The sequence below is a fragment of the Streptacidiphilus sp. EB129 genome (assembly GCF_041262645.1).
In the GTDB taxonomy this organism is placed as follows: Bacteria; Actinomycetota; Actinomycetes; order Streptomycetales; family Streptomycetaceae; genus Streptacidiphilus.
This window is the reverse complement of the sequence record NZ_JBGCCS010000007.1, coordinates 144,456-165,001: the sequence shown is the minus strand read 5'-3', so window position 1 is coordinate 165,001 and position 20,546 is coordinate 144,456. Positions and strand designations below refer to the sequence as shown.

The 20,546-nt window shown below is 70.6% G+C and carries 16 protein-coding genes; 10 read left to right on the top strand and 6 right to left on the bottom strand.

The genetic code is table 11. From position 1 onward, the window contains the following. Nucleotides 1-149: 149 nt before the first annotated feature. Nucleotides 150-1,187, bottom strand: coding sequence for an L-glyceraldehyde 3-phosphate reductase (gene mgrA, locus ABH925_RS11500; protein WP_370147287.1), 1,038 nt, complete (start codon nucleotides 1,185-1,187; stop codon nucleotides 150-152). Between the two features lie 130 nt (nucleotides 1,188-1,317). Between mgrA and ABH925_RS11495 the strand changes: the two genes are divergently transcribed. The 4 genes from ABH925_RS11495 (at nucleotide 1,318) to ABH925_RS11480 (ending at nucleotide 6,435) form a co-directional block, all read left to right on the top strand. After that, complete coding sequence (locus tag ABH925_RS11495) at nucleotides 1,318-2,109, top strand: isoprenyl transferase (RefSeq protein WP_370147286.1); 792 nt, start codon at nucleotides 1,318-1,320, stop codon at nucleotides 2,107-2,109. Between the two features lie 182 nt (nucleotides 2,110-2,291). Then, nucleotides 2,292-3,623 carry a PhoH family protein gene (locus ABH925_RS11490; RefSeq protein ID WP_370147285.1) on the top strand — a complete coding sequence of 444 codons (1,332 nt, stop codon included), beginning with the start codon at nucleotides 2,292-2,294 and terminating at the stop codon, nucleotides 3,621-3,623. A gap of 468 nt (nucleotides 3,624-4,091) precedes the next feature. Further along, nucleotides 4,092-4,781, top strand: coding sequence for a lytic transglycosylase domain-containing protein (locus tag ABH925_RS11485; protein ID WP_370147284.1), 690 nt, complete (start codon nucleotides 4,092-4,094; stop codon nucleotides 4,779-4,781). Nucleotides 4,782-5,130: 349 nt separating this feature from the next. Beyond that, complete coding sequence (locus tag ABH925_RS11480; protein ID WP_370147283.1) at nucleotides 5,131-6,435, top strand: AI-2E family transporter; 1,305 nt, start codon at nucleotides 5,131-5,133, stop codon at nucleotides 6,433-6,435. A 57-nt stretch (nucleotides 6,436-6,492) separates the two neighbouring features. On the opposite strand, the gene ABH925_RS11475 is transcribed toward ABH925_RS11480, so the two are convergent. Continuing rightward, a complete protein-coding gene (locus ABH925_RS11475; RefSeq protein ID WP_370147282.1) occupies nucleotides 6,493-7,020 on the bottom strand; it encodes an alkyl hydroperoxide reductase in 528 nt (175 codons plus the stop codon). A 4-nt stretch (nucleotides 7,021-7,024) separates the two neighbouring features. Beyond that, entirely contained in the window at nucleotides 7,025-7,579 is a 555-nt protein-coding gene (locus ABH925_RS11470; RefSeq protein ID WP_370147281.1) for a peroxiredoxin, read from the bottom strand. Between the two features lie 127 nt (nucleotides 7,580-7,706). Here ABH925_RS11470 and ABH925_RS11465 point away from each other — a divergent pair, with 127 nt between their 5' ends. Both ABH925_RS11465 and ABH925_RS11460 read left to right on the top strand, forming a co-directional pair. Beyond that, nucleotides 7,707-8,642 carry a LysR substrate-binding domain-containing protein gene (locus ABH925_RS11465; RefSeq protein ID WP_370147280.1) on the top strand — a complete coding sequence of 312 codons (936 nt, stop codon included), beginning with the start codon at nucleotides 7,707-7,709 and terminating at the stop codon, nucleotides 8,640-8,642. An 82-nt stretch (nucleotides 8,643-8,724) separates the two neighbouring features. After that, complete coding sequence (locus ABH925_RS11460; RefSeq protein ID WP_370147279.1) at nucleotides 8,725-9,690, top strand: pirin family protein; 966 nt, start codon at nucleotides 8,725-8,727, stop codon at nucleotides 9,688-9,690. A gap of 21 nt (nucleotides 9,691-9,711) precedes the next feature. On the opposite strand, the gene ABH925_RS11455 is transcribed toward ABH925_RS11460, so the two are convergent. After that, on the bottom strand, nucleotides 9,712-10,335 hold the full coding sequence (locus ABH925_RS11455) for a TIGR03086 family metal-binding protein (protein WP_370147278.1): 624 nt from the start codon (nucleotides 10,333-10,335) through the stop codon (nucleotides 9,712-9,714). A gap of 51 nt (nucleotides 10,336-10,386) precedes the next feature. On the opposite strand from ABH925_RS11455, the gene ABH925_RS11450 reads away from it, so the two are divergent. Further along, on the top strand, nucleotides 10,387-10,836 hold the full coding sequence (locus ABH925_RS11450; protein WP_370147277.1) for a MarR family winged helix-turn-helix transcriptional regulator: 450 nt from the start codon (nucleotides 10,387-10,389) through the stop codon (nucleotides 10,834-10,836). 84 nt (nucleotides 10,837-10,920) lie between these two features. Here the strand turns inward: ABH925_RS11450 and ABH925_RS11445 are convergent, their stop codons facing one another. Next, nucleotides 10,921-12,558, bottom strand: coding sequence for a multicopper oxidase family protein (locus ABH925_RS11445; RefSeq protein WP_370147276.1), 1,638 nt, complete (start codon nucleotides 12,556-12,558; stop codon nucleotides 10,921-10,923). Between the two features lie 666 nt (nucleotides 12,559-13,224). On the opposite strand from ABH925_RS11445, the gene ABH925_RS11440 reads away from it, so the two are divergent. The 3 genes from ABH925_RS11440 (at nucleotide 13,225) to ABH925_RS11430 (ending at nucleotide 18,971) form a co-directional block, all read left to right on the top strand. After that, the gene (locus ABH925_RS11440; RefSeq protein ID WP_370147275.1) at nucleotides 13,225-15,150 is read left to right on the top strand and encodes a putative Ig domain-containing protein; all 1,926 of its coding nucleotides are present in this window, start codon (nucleotides 13,225-13,227) and stop codon (nucleotides 15,148-15,150) included. A gap of 180 nt (nucleotides 15,151-15,330) precedes the next feature. Then, complete coding sequence (locus ABH925_RS11435) at nucleotides 15,331-16,773, top strand: MFS transporter (RefSeq protein WP_370147274.1); 1,443 nt, start codon at nucleotides 15,331-15,333, stop codon at nucleotides 16,771-16,773. Nucleotides 16,774-16,907: 134 nt separating this feature from the next. Further along, nucleotides 16,908-18,971 carry a glycosyl hydrolase family 18 protein gene (locus ABH925_RS11430; RefSeq protein WP_370147273.1) on the top strand — a complete coding sequence of 688 codons (2,064 nt, stop codon included), beginning with the start codon at nucleotides 16,908-16,910 and terminating at the stop codon, nucleotides 18,969-18,971. 80 nt (nucleotides 18,972-19,051) lie between these two features. On the opposite strand, the gene ABH925_RS11425 is transcribed toward ABH925_RS11430, so the two are convergent. Further along, entirely contained in the window at nucleotides 19,052-20,455 is a 1,404-nt protein-coding gene (locus ABH925_RS11425) for a class II fumarate hydratase (RefSeq protein ID WP_370147272.1), read from the bottom strand. Between the last annotated feature and the right edge of the window lie 91 nt (nucleotides 20,456-20,546).

The following is a 20,546-nucleotide window of genomic DNA, read 5'->3' as shown; positions in this document are numbered from 1 at the left end:
AGACCAGTTGGCGTGTCAAGAGGTCGGGAGTCTGCTTAAGGTCCCGTTAACCCCGCGCCGGTCAGGGAAGTTGTCCGCAAAAAGGTACAGACCGCATCCGGAAGGGATCTTCCGGATGCGGTCTGTACCAGGAGCAGTCAGGAGTCCTGTCAGGCCCAGAGGTTGACGTCCGCGTCGGTCGCGTAGCGGTCGATCTCGGCCAGCTCCTCCGCCGTCAGCGGCGCGCCCTGCACCGCGGCGACGTTCGCCTCCAGCTGCGCCACCGAGGAGGCCCCGATCAGCGCCGAGGTCATCCGCGGGTCGCGCAGCAACCAGCTGAGCGCCAGCTGTGCCAGCGACTGGCCGCGCTTGGCGGCGATGTCGTTCAGCGCCCGCAGCTTGAACAGCGTCTGCTCGTTCAGCGCCGCCGGGTCCAGCGACTTGCCCTGTGCGGCACGCGAGCCGGCCGGGATGCCGTCCAGGTAGCGGTCGGTCAGCAGGCCCTGGGCCAGCGGCGCGAAGCCGATGCAGCCGGCGCCGTGCTCGTCGAGCACGTCCAGCAGCCCGTCGTCCTCGATCCAGCGGTTCAGCATCGAGTAGGAGGGCTGGTGGATCAGCAGCGGCACGCCCAGGTCGCGCAGGATGCCGACGGCCCTACGGGTGTTCTCCGCGTCGTAGGAGGAGATGCCGACGTAGAGTGCCTTGCCCTGCTGGACGGCGCTCGCCAGCGCGCCCATGGTCTCCTCGAGCGGGGTCTCCGGGTCGAACCGGTGCGAGTAGAAGATGTCGACGTAGTCCAGGCCCATCCGCCGCAGCGACTGGTCCAGGCTGGCGGTCAGGTACTTCCGCGAGCCCCACTCGCCGTACGGGCCCGGCCACATGTCGTAGCCGGCCTTGGTGGAGATGACCAGTTCGTCCCGGTAGGGGCGGAAGTCGGCCGCCAGGTGCCGGCCGAAGTTGGCCTCCGCCGCGCCGTACGGGGGCCCGTAGTTGTTGGCCAGGTCGAAGTGGGTGACACCGAGGTCGAAGGCCCGGCGCAGGATCGCCCGCTGGGTCTCCAGCGGCTTGTCGTCGCCGAAGTTGTGCCACAGGCCGAGCGAGATCTCGGGCAGTTTCAGCCCGCTGCGACCGGTCCTGCGGTAGGCCATCGAACCGGCCGCCGCACCGTCGTAGCGGGTCTCGGCGGCCCGGTACGGAACTGGGATCATCGGGGGAGCGCCTCTCCAGCGGAGTTTGTCAGTCTGCTGAACAATACGCCGCCGGACGCCTGTGCTCCGCGTGTCGGCGAGCCGGAGTAGGGTGACCCACCGGGGCGAGTTGCAGAGGGGCGCGACAATCATGGACCTGGGCAAGGTGATCCGCCGTACGCCGGTGCTCCGGAAGCTGACCTACGGTCTCTACGGTCGGCGGGTCGAGGCGCACCTGGACCGCAGCACGGTTCCGCGTCACGTCGGGGTGATGCTGGACGGCAACCGCCGCTGGGCCCGCGCGGCCGGCATGTCCACCGTCGACGGGCACCAGAGCGGCGCCGACAACATCCCCGACTTCCTCGGCTGGTGCGAGGAGGTGGGCGTCGAGGTGGTCACCCTGTGGATGCTGTCCACCGACAACCTCAACCGCCCCGCCGACGAGCTGGTGCCGCTGCTGCGGATCATCGAGGAGGCGGTCCGCGGCCTCGCCGCCGCCGGCGACTGGCGGGTGCACCCGGTCGGCGCGCTGGACCTGCTGCCCGAGCAGACCGCCACCGTCCTGAAGGACGCCGAGCAGGCCACCGCGCACCACACCGGACTGCTGGTCAACGTCGCCGTCGGCTACGGCGGCCGGCACGAGATCGCCGACGCGGTCCGCAAGCTGCTGCAGGAGCAGGCCGCCCTGGGCACCTCGGTCGAGGAACTGGCCCAGATGATCGACGTCGAGCACATCGCCCGCCACCTCTACACCAGCGGCCAGCCCGACCCCGACCTGGTGATCCGCACCTCGGGTGAGCAGCGGCTGTCCGGCTTCCTGCTCTGGCAGAGCGCCCACTCCGAGTTCTACTTCTGCGAGGCCTACTGGCCCGCCTTCCGCAAGGTCGACTTCCTCCGGGCGCTGCGCGACTACGCCGCCCGTCAGCGCCGATACGGCGGTTGACCGCGGTTGAACGGCTGATGGCGATGAGACGTCAGTTCGCCTTTTGTTACCGAGATCGGCGCTGTGGTGGCATGGGATCCGGAGCCGGGGGGAATACCCCAACCAGACCGTGACCTCGGCCAACGGGGCCGGAGGGATCGGTGAGCCGCGGATGACAGCAGGTCATCCGCCCGGGAGGCCCTGTGGTCAGTTCCAAGAGCCGCCGGAGTGTGCACGACCGGCGCACGTACGTCCTCGACACCAGCGTGCTGCTGGCCGACCCGAACGCGATGACCCGCTTCGAGGAGCACGAGGTCGTGCTTCCCGTGGTGGTGGTCACCGAGTTGGAGGCCAAGCGGCACCATCCCGAACTCGGGTACTTCGCCCGGCAGGCCCTGCGGCTGCTGGACGACTACCGGGTCCGGTATGGCCGCCTCGACGCCCCGATTCCGGTGGGCGAGGTCGGTGGCACGATCCGGGTCGAGCTGAACCACACCGATCCTTCCGTTCTGCCGGCCGGCTACCGGCTGGGTGACAGCGACAGCCGCATCCTGGCGGTGGCGCGCAACCTCCAGGCAGAGGGCTACGACGTCACGGTCGTGTCCAAGGACCTGCCGATGCGGGTGAAGGCCAGCTCGGTGGGCCTGCTCGCGGAGGAGTACCGGGCCGAACTGGCGATCACCTCCGGCTGGACCGGGATGACCGAACTGGCGGTCTCCGGCGAGCAGGTGGACGCGCTGTTCGGGGCCGAGCGCACCGAGACCGTCGACATCCCCGGGGTCCGGGACCTGCCGGTGCACACCGGCCTGGTGCTGACCTCGGAGCGCGGCAAGGCCCTGGGCCGGGTCACCGCGGACGGCAGGGTGCGCCTGGTCCGCGGCGACCGCGAGGTGTTCGGCCTGCGCGGCCGCAGCGCCGAGCAGCGGATCGCCCTGGATCTGCTCCAGGACCCGGACATCGGCATCGTCTCGATGGGCGGCCGGGCCGGCACCGGGAAGTCCGCGCTGGCACTGTGCGCGGGCCTCGACGCGGTGCTGGAACGGCGGCAGCACCGCAAGGTGATGGTGTTCCGTCCGCTGTACGCGGTGGGCGGCCAGGAACTCGGCTACCTGCCGGGCTCCGAGTCGGAGAAGATGAGCCCCTGGGCCCAGGCGGTCTTCGACACGCTGTCCGCGGTGACCACGCCGGACGTGATCGAGGAGGTGCTCTCCCGGGGGATGCTGGAAGTGCTGCCGCTGACCCACATCCGGGGGCGCTCGCTGCACGACGCCTTCGTGATCGTGGACGAGGCGCAGTCGCTGGAACGCAACGTCCTGCTGACGGTGCTGTCCAGGATCGGCCAGGGCTCGCGGGTGGTGCTCACCCACGACGTGGCGCAGCGGGACAACCTGCGGGTCGGCCGCTACGACGGAGTGGTGGCGGTGGTGGAGAAGCTCAAGGGCCACCCCCTCTTCGCCCACGTCACGCTCACCCGCTCGGAGCGTTCGCCGATCGCCGCGCTGGTCACCGAGATGCTGGAGGACATTCACAGCTGAGGTGCACAGCTGAGGCACAGTCAGAGCGCCGTCGCCCGTAGCGCGGGTGGCGGCGCTCGGCCGTGTCGCCGGAGGGCAAAGTTTTCCGATCGTAACCATGGTCCCAGCCGTCCCACAGGGGAACGGCAGAACTTTCTGCCCCGTACGCCATGTGAGCTTCGCCACGCAACTGAGAATTGCGCCGGGACGTCCGCGTCGGGCAAGGTGTGGGTTCTGTCAGGCCCCGCGTACGGCATGACCGGGCACCCGTAAGGGTGAAGCTGAGAAGCAGTCAGCACCCCACCAGGTGCTGGAGTTCCAAGAACTGAACAGGGTAGTCAGCCGTACGCCGCCCGAGTTGAACCGCGTCCCGTTCCCACCGGGTCGTACCGGGCCCGTGTCTCCCGTGACCAGCGCAGGGGGAGACCAGTGTCAGGGGCGGAAATCGTTCGTGCGGTCACCTCACGGACGACGCCGGAAGGAAACCGTGTGAACCGGATCTCGGTTCGGGGTGTGGCCGTGGCCTCCGCCACCGCCGTCACTGCCGTCGGAGCCGTGGTCGGCGTCGCCTCGGGCGACACCAAGCCGGCCTCGTCGGTCGCCGACGTCGCAGGCTCCACCCTCCTTGCCGACATCCCGTCGGGCTCGCAGGCGCAGACCATCAGCGACAACGTCGCTGCACAGGCCGACGCCCAGCAGGCTGACGCGACCGCCGCCGCGCAGAAGGCCGCCGCCGAGGCGGCGCGCGTCAAGGCGGCAGCCGACGCAACGGCCAAGGCCAACGCGGAGAAGGCGGCAGCCGCCGCCAAGGCGGCCAAGGCCGCACACGACGCCGCCGCCGCGGCGAGCCGTGCGAGCACCCGTGCCGCGCTGGCTCAGACCTTCAGCCCGGGCTCGGTGCAGGCGCTGGCGCAGTCGATCATAGGCAACGCGACCCAGTTCCAGTGCTTCAGCAACATCGTCACCCGTGAGAGCGGCTGGAACTACACCGCCACCAACGCCGGATCCGGTGCGTACGGCCTGGTCCAGGCGCTGCCCGGGGACAAGATGGCCTCGGTCGGCTCGGACTGGCGGACCAACCCGGCGACCCAGATCAAGTGGGGTCTCGGCTACATGAACAGTCGCTACGGCAGCCCCTGCGGCGCGTGGGACTTCTGGCAGGCGCACAGCTGGTACTGAGTCGGCCCACGCCGCCCCGCCGGCGCCGACAGCACGTGTTGAAGCCCCCGATCCCTGTCCGATCGGGGGCTTCATACTTCTCCCACGGAAAGACCGCTGTGTGCGGAGCGGCCTCGCACAGGGTCGTCCCCAGGCTCATCGTCCTCTAAACCCGTAAAGCGAAGAATCGCCCGATTTTCTTATCGGCAGTCCGGTCCGGTCCGCAGACCCCGGGACCGCGCCCACCCCTTCCCGTGCCCGCACCGCCCGGCCCCGCGCCCACGCCGCCTCCGCTCAGCGAGTACCGTTCGTTGCGCACGGCAAGCGGGGCACGCAGGCAGGCACTGGCGGGCGAAGGGGCGGAGCAGGGATGTCAGGGGACGGCAGGCCGACGGCCTGGAGCCGCTCGGTCGCGCGTGGGATCTCGTCCCGGCTGGAGCGACGCCGGCAGCAGGCCGAGGAGGCCGCCACGACGGTCGTCGAGGACGTCCGGGTCGCCGAGCGCCGCAACGAGCCGCTGCCGGTCGCGATGACCGTCCCGGATCCGGTCTACCCGGCCCGGCCGAGCAACCCCGCCGAGGCGGTGCCCTGGAGCCTGCGGGTCGCGGCCGAGACGGTCTGGCGGCTGCTGATCGTGGTGGCCGGTCTGTATGTGCTGTTCCAGGTGGTCAAGACGCTGCGGATCGTGGCCCTCGCCTTCATCGCGGCGCTGCTGATCAGCGCGCTGCTGCAGCCGACGGTCACCTGGCTGCGACGGCACGGGCTGCCCCGGGCGCTGGCCGCGGCGCTCACCTTCGTCGGCGGCCTGGTCGGCATCGGCCTGGTGGGCTGGTTCGTCGGCTGGCAGGTCAGCACCAACGCGAACCAGGTCACCGACCACATCCAGACCGGTATCGCACAGATCCGGAACTGGCTGACGCACGGCCCGATGCACCTCACCGACAAGCAGATCAACCAGTTCGCCGGACAGCTGTCCAAGGCCGTCGGCACCAACAGCGACCAGATCACCTCCTTCGGCTTCTCCACCGTCGGCATCGTGATCGAGATCCTGACCGGGGTGTTCCTGGCGGCGTTCTGCACCTTCTTCCTGATCTACGACGGCGAGCGGATCTGGGGCTGGGTGCTCCGGCTGTTTCCCTCCGGCGCGCGGATGGCGATCGCCGGGGCGGGCCCGCGGGCCTGGTCGACGCTGACCGCCTACGTCCGCGGGACGGTGCTGGTGGCGTTCATCGACTCGGTCTCGATCGGCGTGGGCATCTACCTGCTGGGGGTGCCGCTGGCGGTGCCGATCTCGGTGCTGATCTTCCTCGGCGCGTTCGTCCCGCTGGTCGGAGCGCTGGTGACCGGGACCATCGCGGTACTGATCGGGCTGGTCACGCACGGTGTCTTCACGGCCACGATGGTGCTGGCGGTGCTGCTGGCGGTCCAGCAGATCGAGGGGCACCTGCTGCAGCCGCTGATCCTGGGCCGGGCGGTGCGGGTGCACCCCATCGCCGTGGTGCTGTCGGTGACCGTCGGCTCGGTGGTCGGCGGGATCGGCGGAGCCGTGGTCGCGGTGCCGCTGGTCGCCTGCACCAACACCACCGTCGGCTACCTCCGGGCCCGGCACCGGGCCGGCGAGGACGTCCGGGCCGCGCTGGTCGCCGCGCACGCGGACGCCGAAACGCCGGTATGACCCCCACGGGTGGGGTGACATACCGGCGCTGGTGGTGAGGCTCAGATGTGGTGAGGCTCAGATCCGGGCTTCGGCCTCAAGGGTGACGCCGACGGCCTGGATCACGGCGGCGACGCGGATCGCGGCCTGGACGGTCTCCCGCTCCACCCCCGCCTTCCGCAGCACCTGCTCGTGCGAGTCCAGGCACTGCCCGCAGCCGTTGATCGCGGAGACGGCCAGGCACCACAGCTCGTAGTCGACCTTGTCGACCCCCGGGTTGCCGATGACGTTCATCCGCAGACCGGCCCGCATCGTCCCGTACTCCTTGTCGGAGAGCAGGTGCAGGGTCCGGTAGTACACGTTGTTCATGGCCATGATCGCGGCAGCGGACTTCGCCGCGGTGTAGCCGGCCTCGCTGAGCTCGGCCTTCGCCTGCGGCTCCAGCTCGGCCAGCACCCGCTCGCTGCGCGAGGCGATGGCGCAGGCCAGCACCGTGCCCCAGAGCTGCTGCGCCGGGAGGTCCGAGTTCCCGATCACCGAACCCAGGTTGAGCTTGAGGTCCTTGGCGTACTCGGGCAGTGCGGCCTTCAGTTCGTCGAGAGCCATGACGTCACTCGCCCGCGAGCAGCGCGACCGGGTCGAGGGTGCTCTCGCCCTTGGTCCAGTTGCAGGGGCAGAGCTCGTCGGTCTGCAGGGCGTCGAGGACCCGCAGGACCTCCTTGGGGTTACGGCCGACGGAGCCGGCGGTCACCATGACGAACTGGATCTCGTTGTTCGGGTCGACGATGAACACGGCGCGCTGCGCGGTGCCGTCCTCGGCCTCGACGCCGCAGTCCCGCATCAGCTCGTGCTTGACGTCCGCGAGCATCGGGAAGGGCAGGTCGCGCAGGTCCTTGTGGTCCTTGCGCCAGGCGTGGTGCACGTACTCGGAGTCGCCGGAGACGCCCAGGATCTGCGCGTCGCGGTCCGCGAACTCCTCGTTCAGCTTGCCGAAGGCGGCGATCTCGGTCGGGCAGACGAAGGTGAAGTCCATCGGCCAGAAGAAGACGATCTTCCACTTGCCCTCGTAGGACTTGTGGTTGATCTGCGCGAACGCCTTGTCCGCATCGAGGTCGACGCAGGCGTTCAGGTCGTACTCGGGGAACTTGTCACCGATGGTGAGCACGTCCGCTCCTTTGTGGCTCAGAGTGAGGGATTTGTCCGCTCTGCCCCGGGATCGCCAGGTCGCGGACGTGATCAACAGTCGCACGGCGCGGACTGATCAGGGAAATAGCTAGACTCGACGGCGTTGATTGGAGCCAGCTATCAGTAAGACCCGCCCGCCCACGCTCGCGCAGCTCAGGGCGTTCGTCGCGGTGGTGGAGCACCGGCACTTCCGGGACGCCGCCGCAGCGATCGGGATGAGCCAGCCCGCACTGTCCGGAGCCGTCGCGGCGCTGGAGGAGAGCGTCGGCGCGCAGCTGGTCGAGCGGACCACCCGGAAGGTCATCATCACCCCGCTCGGGGAGCGGGTGGCCGGGCACGCCCGCGGGGTGCTCGCCGAGCTGCACCGTCTCACCGACGAGGTGGAGGCCTCCCGCCGCCCGTTCACCGGACCGCTGCACCTGGGGGTGATCCCGACCGTCGCACCGTACCTGCTGCCGGTGGTGCTCAACCTCGCCCGGGACCAGTACCCGGACCTGGATCTGCACGTCCACGAGGAGCGCACCCCGCAGCTGCTGGACGGGCTGGGCTCGGGGCGCCTGGACCTGCTGCTGCTGGCCCTCCCCGGCGGGCCCGGCATGGTCGACATCGCGCTCTACGACGAGGACTTCGTCCTGGTCACCCCGCCCGAACACCCGCTGGCGGGACGGGCGGACGTGCCCCGGGACGTGCTGCTCGACCTGGACATCCTGCTGCTGGAGGAGGGCCACTGCCTGCGCGACCAGGCGCTGGACCTCTGCCGCGAGGTCGGCGCCGAGCCGGGTGCCACCAGGGCGGCGGGGCTGTCCACGCTGGTACAGCTGGTGGCCGGCGGCCTCGGGGTGACCCTGCTGCCCGCCACCGCGCTGGATGTGGAGACCGGCCGCAGCGACCGGCTCGCCGCCACCCGCTTCGCCGCCCCGGCGCCGGGCCGCCGGATCGGCCTGACCCACCGGCCCGGCTCGGCCCGCACCCCGGAGTACCAGCGCTTCGCGACGTCCCTGCGCGAGGCCCTGGCACCGCTGCCGGTGCGGCTGACCGGCTGACGGCGGGCCGGGCTGTTGGCCGGGCCGTGCTGCCGGGCCCGCCCTGCTGCCGGTCCGGCCCCGTCCCAGTACGGTGGATCACATGAGCAACCTGGAGACCGCGCCCCAGGCGCGGGTGTGCGGTGGGCGCGAGGACGTGTCGGCGGAGCCGGTCCGCCAGCTGCTGACGGGGAAGCAGGTTCCGCTGGGGGAGAGCACGGTGGTGCGGCGGCTGCTGCCGAACCTGGGGCGGCGGATGGTCGGCGCCTGGTGCTTCGTCGACCACTACGGACCGGACGACATCGAGCACGAACCCGGGATGCAGGTCGCCCCGCATCCGCACATCGGGCTGCAGACCGTCAGCTGGCTGCACGACGGTGAGGTGACGCACCGGGACAGCCTCGGCAGCCTGGCCACGGTGCGCCCGCGCGAGCTGGGCCTGATGACGGCGGGCCGGGCCATCGCGCACGCCGAGCAGTCCCCGGCCGAGCACGGCCCGCGGCTGCACGGCGCGCAGCTCTGGGTCGCGCTGCCCGACTCGCACCGGGCCGCCGAACCGCGTTTCGACCACCATCCGGTGCTGCCGGAGGTGACCGCGCCCGGCGTGCACGCGACGGTGATCCTGGGTGAGTTGGACGGAGCGCGCTCGCCTGGCCTGGTGCACACCCCGCTGGTCGGCGCGGATCTGACCCTCGCCGCCGGCGCCTCGGCGCGGCTCCCGCTGGAGCCGGACTTCGAGTACGCGGTGCTGGTGATGTCGGGTTCGGCGGAGGTGGCCGGCGTCCGGGTCGAGCCGGGCTCGATGCTCTATCTCGGCTGCGGCCGCCGCGAGCTTCCGCTCCGGGCGGACGTCGACAGCGGTCTGCTGCTGCTCGGAGGCGAGCCGTTCGAGGAGAAGCTGGTCATGTGGTGGAACTTCGTCGGACGGTCGGCTGATGAAATCTCACAGGCCCGCGAGGACTGGATGACCGGCACCCGCTTCGGCGAGGTCCACGGCTACGACGGCGCCCGCCTGCTCGCCCCCGAACTCCCGCCGGGCACGCTCAAACCGCGCGGACGCGTGCGCTGACCTGGGCACATGGTCCCGGCACTACGGGTTCGGCCAGTCCGGCGACCGGCCGAGGGCGGTCAGGATCCGGTCGAGCGGATCCGGGTCGGGGCCCGTGGCCAGCGCCGGCAGGAAGTGGCTGCCCGGGGCGAGCCGGAAGGCGCCGTCCGGGACGGCGAGGGCGGTCGGCAGTGCGGCGTGCAGCAGCTCGGCGTCCGCGCTGTAACGGAGCCCCAGGCCGCGGGCGACGTCCCAGCCGTGCACCACGTAGTCGAGAAGGTGGAAGCCGACGGCCAGGGCGGCCGGGAAGCTCTGGGCCCGGGTGAACTCGGGAAGGGCGAAGGGCTGGTCGGCGGCGGTCACTTCGGCGAAGGCGGCGATGACCTGCTCGGCCGCCTCGCCGTACGCGGCGGCGACGTCGGGGTCGAGCGGGCGCACCGCCCACCGGGCCAGATCCTCGCCATGACCGAGCGCCGCAGCCGCGAACCCCCGGTGCTGGGCGGTCATGTGGGCGAGCAGGTCGCCCAGCGTCCAGGCGGCGCAGGGTGTCGGCCGGAGCAGGTCGTCCGCGGTCACCTGGTCCACCAGCGCCACGCTGTGCCGGACCGCCCGCGCGTGCAGGTGTCGAAGCCGGTCGAACTCCTCGTGCTCCCTATTTATAGGCATACGCTTACGATCTGCTCATGCTTATGAATTGTCAACCGGTACGTTCATGGCATGGCTGAGAAAGCGGCGGGAACGGCCCGTCCCGATCTCGCGGCGATGGTCGTGCCCCTGGGGCGCGCCCTGATGGCCGCCGAGCAACCGATCCTCGACGCCCACGGGCTGACCATGTGGGCGTACGCGGTGCTGCTGCGCCTGGACGAGACGCCGATCCGCACCCAGGCGGCGCTGGCCGAGGCGATCGGCGCGGACAAGACCCGGATCATCGCGGTGCTGGACGACCTCGCGGCCCGCCGGCTGATCAGCCGGGAGCCCGACCCGATGGACCGACGGGTGCGCCTGCTGGCGCTCACCGCCGAGGGCCGACTGCTGCGGGACACCGTGCAGGCCGCGATCCAGGACGGCGAGGAACGGCTGCTCACCGTCCTCCCCGCCGCCGACCGCTCCGGTTTCCTGCGGGCTCTGCGCGCCCTGTCGACGCTTCCCGACCTGACCCTGGGCTGAGCAGGCCCGACCGGCCCCGACGCCCCCGGCCTGCGACGAGGTCCGGGAACGTCAGGTCCGGGAGGGTCAGGTCCGGGGTGCGGATCAGGGGATGACGTTGATGTAGCTCATCATGCCGTTGTCCTCGTGGGCGGCGATGTGGCAGTGGAACATCCACGTGCCCGGGAAGTCGGTGAAGGCCACGCGCAGCACGACCGTGCCCGGTACCCCGTTCACCGCGTGCGGTACCGGGACGATGTCCTGGACGTTGGTGTAGGGCAGCGGGGTGCCGTTGACCGACATCACCTGGAACGCGTTGGTGTGCAGGTGGAAGGGGTGGTCCTCGCCGCTGGTGTTGACGATGGTCCACTCCTCCACGGTGCCCAGCCGGGCCGGGGTGGCGAAGACGGAGCTGGTCATCGAGAACTGCTTGCCGTTGATGTAGAAGACGGTCCCGTCGTCGTTCTCGGACAGGTTCACGGTGCGGTGCTGGGCGATCGCCGCACCGGACAGGTCGGCGGGGGCGGTCGGGATGGCGCCGGAGACGGCGGGCAGCGGGCGCTCGGGGCGGCCGGTGACGTCGACCCGCAGCAGGTTGGCCTGCGGGTAGGAGTCGCCCTGGGGGCCGTTGCTGTAGGCGGTGGTCTGCAGCCAGGTGCGGCCGGGCCTGGTGTCGGCGGTGACCAGGACGTCGTAGCGCTTGCCCGGGGGCAGCAGGAGCGTGTCGGCGGTGGTGACCTTGGCGACCGGGGTGCCGTCCTCGCCGATGACGGTGAAGTGGTAGCCGTTCAGGTGGGGTTGGTAGAAGATGTCGGCCCCGGCGTTGACCAGCCGCCACAGCTGGGTCTCGCCCGGGCGCATCGACACCACGGGCCGCAGCTGCCCGTTGACCAGGCGTACCGTCGGGTTGTTGGAGTTGATCGAGGTCGTGGCGGTGTTCTGGACGATGTGGCCGGACGCGTCGATCTGGACGTCCTTGAGCACCATGGTGTGCACGGTGATGTGACGCAGCGCCGCCGGCAGCAGGGTGCGGTCGTCGCCGACGACCAGCGCGCCGGACAGGCCCGCGAAGATCTGGTCCTCCACGTCGCCCGGGGCAGCGGTCGCGCCGGATGCGGCGGTCGGGTCGGTCGGGTCCGACATGCCCGGCATGTCGCTCATATCGGGGCTTCCGGGCGCCGGGCAGGTGGTGCCCATGGCGTGGCTGTGGTACCAGAACGTGCCCAGGGGCTGGTCGGTGGGGACGGCCAGCCGGTAGGTGGTCGAACCGCCCGGGACCACGCACAGGAAGGGATCGTCCGACTGCCCCGAGGGCGAGACGTGCAGCCCGTGGAAGTGCAGGTTGGTGGCCACCTTCAGGTGGTTGACCAGGTGGATGGCCACGCTGGAACCGGGCACCAGGTGGATGGTGGGGGCGATGAAGTCCCCGTTGTAGGACCGGCCCCACACGGTGCGCCCGGACAGGTCGAACCGGGTCTGCGCCGCGTCCAGGGTGATGGTCAGGTGCGGGTCGGTGACCGTGTCCGCGTCCTCGGGGTCCCGGAACGGGGCCCCGGCGGTCATCCCGCGCTCCTGGGCCGCCGTCGACGGAGGAGTAGGCGTCGCCGCGCGTGGAGCGGCCAGGGCCAGCGTGCCCAGGCCTCCCGCCAGGAGCAGCGCCATCGCACTCCCCACATGGATCAGCCGCCTGGTGCGACGTATTCGCAGGTGCTCGGCCTGGGTGGGGGTGGTGCCGTCGGACATCGGTGCTCCGGTTCTGGTCGGTCGGCTCAGGAAGGGCGTCGCGCTGTGCACGACAATTGCCCAACTGTGCCGCCAGGGAACCGGGTTCGTCTATACGTTTCCTGAATGCTGGCTGTGCGTCAGAGGCCGGCTTCGGGGGTCCTGGGCCCCCGTGTCCGGGCACAGCAGATCAAGGTCGTCTCGCGCACCCCCAGATGGTCGGACAATTACCCCCGATCGGTGGGCTACGCGCGATGACCATTCCCCACCTGCTGACTTTACCGGGAAGTAACATGCGGGCGCCGTGAAACTGTGACTGGGCTGTTGACCAGCGTTCACCAAGCCTGCTTTGCTTCACGGCAAGCCGAAGAGGATCGGCACCCCGCAAAGTGGTGACACTTCTTCAGTTTCCTCTGCTTGCCTCAGGATCAGCCCCAAAGCTGCACGTCAGCGCGGAGAGCACCCCACTGCGCGGACAGCTTCGCCCTGCGCACGGGTAATTGCCCAGCGCAATACGGCCGTTGCCGTCCGTAGTTTGCTTTCCGGTGTGCGGATATTGCGACGTGGAGCAATAGGGCCGGTCCCCGGCGCGCCAGAGGTGTGCTCTCGCTCCCCCTGTCCAGGCACGTGGTTTCCCCGCCGCCGACCGGCACGCGGATAACCAGTACGAGAGAGGAACCCTCAACCATGGGTACCCCCCACGCCCACGGCCGTACCAGACGAGCCGCCCTCACCGGCGTCGTCTCACTGTCGATAGCCACCGGCGCACTGATCGCCGCCGCCGCACCCCAGGCGGTTGCCTCGTCGGCCGCACCGCAGAGCCACTCCGTGGCGAACCCGTACAGCCCCGCGAACCAGCACGCCTACCGGCACGGTGTGGTTCCGACGGTCAAGCAGAACAGCAAGATGAAGTCGTGGGCGGCCTCCCAGCACGCGGCGACCGCCGCGACCGGCCCGGAGACGCTGTCCTACGGCGGCGGCGTGGACGGCATCGGCGTCCAGAGCGGTCACTCCAAGGTCTACCTGGTCTTCTACGGCACCCAGTGGGGCACGCAGAGCACCGACGGCAACGGCAACGCGAAGTTCTCGGGCGACTCGGCCGGTGCCGCGGGTGCCGCGCAGCAGATGTTCAAGGGCATCGGCACCAACAACGAGCTGTGGTCCGCCGACCTGACCCAGTGGTGCGACGGGCCCAACGTGGCGACCGGCGCGACCAGCTGCCCCTCGAACGCCAACTTCATCCCGTACCAGGCCGGTGGCGTGCTGTCCGGCGTGTGGTACGACAACTCGGCCGCCTCGCCGAGCAACGCGACCGGCAACCAGCTGGCCCAGGAGGCCATCACCGCGGCCGGCCACTTCGGCAACACCACGGCCGCGGCGAACCGCGACGCGTACTACATCGTGCTCTCGCCGCACGGCACCGACCCGGACAACTACCAGGACCCCAACACCGGTTACTGCGCCTGGCACGACTGGAACGGTGACACCACGCTGACCGGCGGGGCCGCGTCCTCCCCGTACGGCGACGTCGCCTTCTCGAACCAGCCGTACAACATCGACCAGGGCCAGGGCTGCGGCGTCGGCTTCATCAACGGCTCGTCCGGCACCCTCGACGGCTACACGATGACGCTCGGCCACGAGTGGCACGAGATGATGTCCGACCAGAACCCGGCCGGCGGCTGGACCAACCACACCGGTGACGCCACCTACAACGGCCAGGAGAACTCGGACGAGTGCGCCTGGCTCGCGCCCGGCACCGCGGGTGGCGCGGCCATGGTCACCATGGGCACCGGCACCTTCGCCGAGCAGGCCAGCTGGTCGAACGACACCAACGCCTGCTCCATCTCGCACCCGATCGTCGGCGGCGGCGGCACGACCAGCAACACGGTCACCGTCACCAACCCGGGCACCCAGACCGGCACCGTGGGCACCGCGGCCTCGCTGCAGGTCAGCGCGTCCGACTCGGGCAGCTCCGCGCTGACCTACTCGGCCACCGGTCTCCCGGCCGGCCTGTCGATCAACGCCTCCACCGGCCTGATCACCGGCACCCCGTCCGCGGCCGGCACCTCCTCGGTGACGGTCAAGGCCACCGACACCACCTCGGCCTCCGGCAGCACCACCTTCAGCTGGACCGTCAACGGTGCGGCCGGTTGCTCCAGCCCCGGCCAGAAGCTCGGCAACCCCGGCTTCGAGACCGGTAGCGCCGCGCCGTGGACCGCGACCGCCGGCGTCATCAACAGCGACACCACCAGCGAGCCCGCCCACTCCGGCAGCTACGACGCCTGGCTCGACGGCTACGGCTCCACCCACACCGACACGCTGGCCCAGAAGGTGACCATCCCGGCCGGGTGCAGCGCCAGCCTCAGCTTCTACCTGCACATCGACACCGCCGAGACCACCACCACGAAGGCCAACGACACCCTCAAGGTCCAGGCCGGCAGCACCACCCTCGCCACCTACTCCAACCTCAACGCCAACACCGGCTACGCCCTGGAGACCGTCAACCTGTCCGCCTACGCCGGCCAGGCCGTGACGCTGACCTTCACCGGCACCGAGAACGGCAGCCTGCAGACCAGCTTCGTCATCGACGACACCGCGCTGACCGCCAGCTGACCGACGCCGGCACCACGCACGGCTCCGCCCCGGGAGGGAACCCTCCCGGGGCGGAGCCGTGTTCCGGTGTGCACGGCGGATGTCTGTCGACATCAAGTATCTTGACATCAAGCTATCTGGCTGGGCAGACTTGCCTCGTTGTCTTGACGTCAAGACACTTCATGGCAAGGGGGGCCTGCGATGCGCGGCGCGGTGTGGGGACGGGCGGATCGCGGGCCGGGTGGGGACGGTCTGCTCGCGCAGCTGCGCACTCCGCCGGGGGGCCGTGACGCGCGCACCATGCTGCTGGCCCTGCTCGTGGACCGGACCGGTACCGGGGTGTGGTCCACGGCCTCGGTGCTGTACTTCACCTTCGTGGTGGGGCTGGACGCCGCGCAGGTGGGGCTGTTGCTGGGGGTGGCCGGGGCCGCGGCCGTCGCCGGGTCGCCGCTGGCGGGCTGGCTGGCCGGGCGGCACCGGCTGCGCTCGCTGCTGATCGGATCCCATCTGGTGCGCATGGCGGCGGTCTGCCTGTTGCTGGTGTGCGGCAGTTTCGGCACGCTGCTGCCGGTGGTCGCCGCCATCTGCGTGGCGGACCGGGCGGCCAAGACCTGGGAGATCCTCTTCGCCACCCGTACGGCCGGGGAGCGGCGGGCGACGTACCGGGCTCTCTCGCGGGTCGTGATGAACGCCGGCTACGGAATCGGCGCGGGCATCGCGGCCGTGGGTCTCGCGGTGGGGACCCGTGACGCCTACGGCGCCCTGGTGCTGGGTGACGCTCTCTCCTTCCTGGCCGCGGCCGCGCTGGTCGGACGCACCCGGGAGGTGCGGACTCCGCCGGACGCGCCGGTGCGGCCGGGCACTGCGGTGCGGCCGGATGCTGCGATGCAGACGGACACTGCGGTGCGGACGGATGCTGCGGCGGAGGGCCGAGGGCGCGGCCGGGGCGAACGCCGAGGGGGTGGCCCCAGTCCCTGGCGGGACCCCGGCTATCTGCTCTTCGTGCTGCTCGACACCCCGCTGGGCCTGGACGACGCGATCCTCAACGTCGGCCTGCCGCTCTGGCTGGTCAGCCGTACCGCGGCCCCGCACGCGGTGGTCCCGGCCTTCATGATCGTCAACACCGTACTGGTGGTGCTGCTCCAGATGCCGGTGTCGGCGCGGGTCGGCAGCCCGCGCCGCGCGGCTCTGGCCGTGGGCGGCTATGGGCTGGCGGTGCTCGGCTGCTGCGTCCTGGTGGCGTTCTCGGCGGCCGGAGGGGCGCTGACGGCCTCGGTCCTGCTGCTGGGTGCGGCGGTTCTGGTCACCGTGGCGGAGCTGGTGCGCTCGGTGAGCTCCTGGGAACTCGCGGTCTGCCTCGCGCCGGCCCGGGCGCAGCCGGCCTATCTCGGTGTGGCCGGGATGGCCCAGTCGGTGTCGAGGTCCGCCGGACCGGTGCTGCTGACCGACGTGGTGATGGCGGCGGGACCGGCGGGCTGGCTCGTGCTGGGTACGGCGGTGACCGGTCTGTCGATCGCCCAGCGTGGCGCCTCGTTGCGGCGGATCGCCACGCTGCAGCCGGCGGCCGACGTCGCGATCGATGCCTCCGATGCTGTCGCGTCCTCTGGTGCTGTCGTCAAGGTGTCGTCGCAGTCCCTCCGCTGACTGGACGTCAGCTGGATTGGTCCAGACCCCTTGACGGTTCGATTGGTCTGTACCACATTGAATGGCAGGTACCTGCCCTCAGCATGCGCATGCGCTTCCCGTCCCCCTCATCCCCCACTTTGGGAGGACGCACCATGCAACGCGCCCAGATTCAGCCACCACGACCACCGCGGGTGCGCAGGCTCGGCCTGACCGCGGCGGCCTGCGCCGTCGCGCTCGCCGGACTCACGGCGTCCCTGCTCGGGACCTCCGCCGGGGCCGCGACCACTTCGGCCGGCACCGTCGGCAACACCACCGGCGCCGCCGCGACCAGCGGCGGCCTGAAGATCGGCTACTACGACCAGTGGTCGATCTACCAGAACGCCTTCTACCCCAAGAACCTCGACACCGAGGGCATCGCCGGCAAACTCGACTACCTGATCTACGACTTCGAGAACATCGATCCCACCAGCCACACCTGCTTCGAGGCCGACTCCGCCGCGTCCCAGGACGAGAACAACCCCAACGCGGGTGACGGCGCCGGCGACTCCTTCGCCGACTACGGGAAATCCTTCGACTCGTCCATCAGCGTCAACGGCACGTCGGACGCGTACAACATGCCGATCGTCGGCAACTTCCACCAGTTGCAGGAACTGAAGGCGAAGTATCCCAACCTGAAGATCATGCTGTCGATCGGCGGGTGGACCTACTCCAAGTTCTTCTCCGACGCGGCGGCGACCGACGCCTCGCGCAAGGCGCTGGTGTCCTCCTGCATCGACATGTTCATCAAGGGCAACCTGCCCTCGCAGAACGGCTACGGCGGAGCCGGTACCGGCAAGGGCATCTTCGACGGCTTCGACATCGACTGGGAGTACCCGGGCGGCGGCGGGCACGTGGGCAACCACTCCAGCACCGCCGACAAGCAGAACTACACCGCTCTGCTCGCCGAGTTCCGCAGCGAGCTCAACGCCCAGGGGGCGGCCGACGGGAAGACCTACGCCCTCAGCGCGGCGCTGCCGTCCGGCCAGGACAAGATCGCGAACGTCGAGACCAACGCCATCGGCCAGTACCTGACCTTCGGCGACGCCATGACCTATGACATGCACGGCGGCTGGGAGCCCACCGGGCCCACCAACCACCAGGCGCCGCTCTACTCCGGACCGAACGACCCGATGACCCCGGTCCCGCCGGGCAACGAGAAGTACTCGGTGGACGAGGCGGTGAAGGCCTACACCGTCGGCGACCCGCAGTACGGGATCCCCGGCGGCTTCCCGGCGAACAAGCTCACCCTGGGCATCCCCTTCTACTACCGGGGCTGGACCGGGGTGCCGGCCGGCAGCAACCACGGCCTGTTCCAGACGGCCACCGGACCGGCGGCCGGCGCACCCGACTCCGGCAGCGTCGCCGGGGTGCGGATGTACAAGGAGCTGACCGGCGTGGTCGACAACCCCGCCGACACCTTCTGGGATCCGGCCGCCCAGGCCGCGTACTTCTACGACGGCAGCAACTTCTGGAGCGGTGAGGACGCCCGGTCGATCCAGGCCACGGCAGACTACCTGCACTGCAACGGCCTGGCCGGGACCATGATGTTCTCGATGTACGACCTGGACCCGGCGGCGACGCTGTTCAACGACGCCGTGACCGACACCAACGGCTCGGCTGCAGGCTGCACCGCCCCGCCGACCACGACACCTCCCACCACGGCGCCGCCCACGACGACGCCGCCGACCACGACACCGCCCACCACGACACCGCCCACCACCACCCCGCCGACCACCACCCCGCCGACCACTCCGCCCCCGTCCACCACGCCGCCGTCCGGCGGCAACGCGGTGGTGAACGGCGGCTTCGAGAGCGGCTCGCTGGCACCGTGGAGCTGCTCGGCGAGCAGCGCGGCCACCGTGCAGACCGGCACCGTCCACAGCGGCAGCTACGCGCTGACGGCGACGCCGAACTCCTCCGACGACGCCCAGTGCACCCAGGTGATCACGGTCAAACCGAACACCGCCTACACCCTCAGCGGCTGGGTCGACGGCAGCTACGTCTACCTCGGCGTCAGCGGCGGTGCCACGGCCAGCACCTGGGCCAGCACCGGCGGGTCCTGGCAGAAGCTGACCGTGCCGTTCACCACCGGTGCGAGCACCACCTCGGTCACCGTCTACACGCATGGCTGGTACGCCCAGGGCGCCTACTCCGCGGACGACATCGCGGTCCAGTAGGCGCCCCGCACCGCCCGTCCCCGATCGCGGGTCTCCGGACCGCGCAGTCTCCTGCCGCGCACTCTCCCGAAGGCCTGCGGTCAGGGACGGGTCATTCGCAGCACGTCCAGGGCCGCGTCGAGCTGCTCCACCGTCAGCTTCCCCTGCTCCACGTAGCCGCGCTCCAGCACCACCTGACGGATCGTCTTCCGCTCGGCCAGCGACTGCTTGGCGACCTTGGCCGCCTCCTCGTAGCCGAGGTAGCGGTTCAGCGGGGTCACCACCGAGGGGGAGGACTCGGCCAGCTCGCGCAGCCGCTCGGTGTTGGCGGTGATCCCGTCGACGGTGCGGTCCGCCAGCAGCCGCGCCACGTTCGCCAGCAGCCGGACCGACTCCAGCAGGTTGCGGGCGATCACCGGCAGCATCACATTGAGTTCGAAGTTCCCGCTCGCCCCGGCCAGCGCCACCGTCGCGTCATTGCCCATGACCTGCGCGGCGACCATCACCACGGCCTCCGGGACCACCGGGTTGACCTTGCCCGGCATGATCGAGGAACCCGGTTGCAGGTCCGGCAGGTTGATCTCGCCCAGCCCGGTGCGCGGACCGGACCCCATCCAGCGCAGATCGTTGGCGATCTTCGTGAAGCCGACCGCGATGGTCCGCAGCTGGCCGCTCAGCTCGACCAGGCCGTCCCGGGCGCCCTGCGCCTCGAAGTGGTTCCTGGCCTCGGTCAGCGGCAGCCGGGTGGTCCGGGCGACCTCGGTGATCACGGCCGAGGAGAAGCCCGGCGGGGTGTTGATCCCGGTGCCCACGGCCGTCCCGCCCAGCGGCAGCTCGGCCACCCGGGGCAGCGTGGCCCGCAGCCGCTCCACGCCGTAGCGGACCTGGGCCGCGTAGCCGCCGAACTCCTGACCGAGGGTCACCGGGGTGGCGTCCATCAGATGGGTCCGGCCCGACTTCACCACGTCCGCGAAGGCCGCGGCCTTGTGCTCCAGGGCCAGCGCCAGATGCTCCAGCGCGGGGAGCAGGTCGTGGGTGACGGCGGCGGTCGCCGCGATGTGAATGGAGCTGGGGAAGACGTCGTTGGACGACTGGCTGGCGTTGACATGGTCGTTGGGGTGGACCGGTGCGCCCAGACGCTCGCTCGCCAGGGTCGCGATCACCTCGTTGGCGTTCATGTTGGACGAGGTGCCCGAGCCGGTCTGGAAGACGTCGACCGGGAACTCGTCGTCCCAGTGCCCGGCCGCGACCTCGTCGGCCGCCATGGCGACGGCCTCCGCCGTCGCCGGCTCCAGCACGCCGAGCTCGGCGTTGACCCGCGCGGCCGCCGCCTTGATCCGCGCCAGCGCGTGGATGTGCGCGGACTCCAGCCGCTGGCCGGACACCGGGAAGTTCTGCACCGCCCGCTGCGTCTGCGCCCCCCACTTCGCCCCCGCCGGGACCCGCACCTCACCCATCGAGTCGTGCTCGATCCGGTACGCCTGCTGATCTGTACTGTCGCTCATGGATCAATACTGCGCCGTCACGGACCGCCCGGGGTGCCGCGCCGCTCCACCGTCGGGCTGACCGGCGGAGCGGCGTGGAAAGCGCGGACCG

Bases quoted from the DNA above. Each gene is read 5' to 3' on its own strand.
- ABH925_RS11425 (WP_370147272.1), bottom strand. From the start codon at position 20,455: ATGAGCGACAGTACAGATCAGCAGGCGTACCGGATCGAGCACGACTCG.
- ABH925_RS11435 (WP_370147274.1), top strand. From the start codon at position 15,331: ATGCGCGGCGCGGTGTGGGGACGGGCGGATCGCGGGCCGGGTGGGGAC.
- ABH925_RS11455 (WP_370147278.1), bottom strand. From the start codon at position 10,335: ATGCCTATAAATAGGGAGCACGAGGAGTTCGACCGGCTTCGACACCTG.
- mgrA (WP_370147287.1), bottom strand. From the start codon at position 1,187: ATGATCCCAGTTCCGTACCGGGCCGCCGAGACCCGCTACGACGGTGCG.
- ABH925_RS11430 (WP_370147273.1), top strand. From the start codon at position 16,908: ATGCAACGCGCCCAGATTCAGCCACCACGACCACCGCGGGTGCGCAGG.
- ABH925_RS11475 (WP_370147282.1), bottom strand. From the start codon at position 7,020: ATGGCTCTCGACGAACTGAAGGCCGCACTGCCCGAGTACGCCAAGGAC.
- ABH925_RS11480 (WP_370147283.1), top strand. From the start codon at position 5,131: ATGTCAGGGGACGGCAGGCCGACGGCCTGGAGCCGCTCGGTCGCGCGT.
- ABH925_RS11495 (WP_370147286.1), top strand. From the start codon at position 1,318: ATGGACCTGGGCAAGGTGATCCGCCGTACGCCGGTGCTCCGGAAGCTG.
- ABH925_RS11445 (WP_370147276.1), bottom strand. From the start codon at position 12,558: ATGTCCGACGGCACCACCCCCACCCAGGCCGAGCACCTGCGAATACGT.
- ABH925_RS11450 (WP_370147277.1), top strand. From the start codon at position 10,387: ATGGCTGAGAAAGCGGCGGGAACGGCCCGTCCCGATCTCGCGGCGATG.
- ABH925_RS11460 (WP_370147279.1), top strand. From the start codon at position 8,725: ATGAGCAACCTGGAGACCGCGCCCCAGGCGCGGGTGTGCGGTGGGCGC.
- ABH925_RS11440 (WP_370147275.1), top strand. From the start codon at position 13,225: ATGGGTACCCCCCACGCCCACGGCCGTACCAGACGAGCCGCCCTCACC.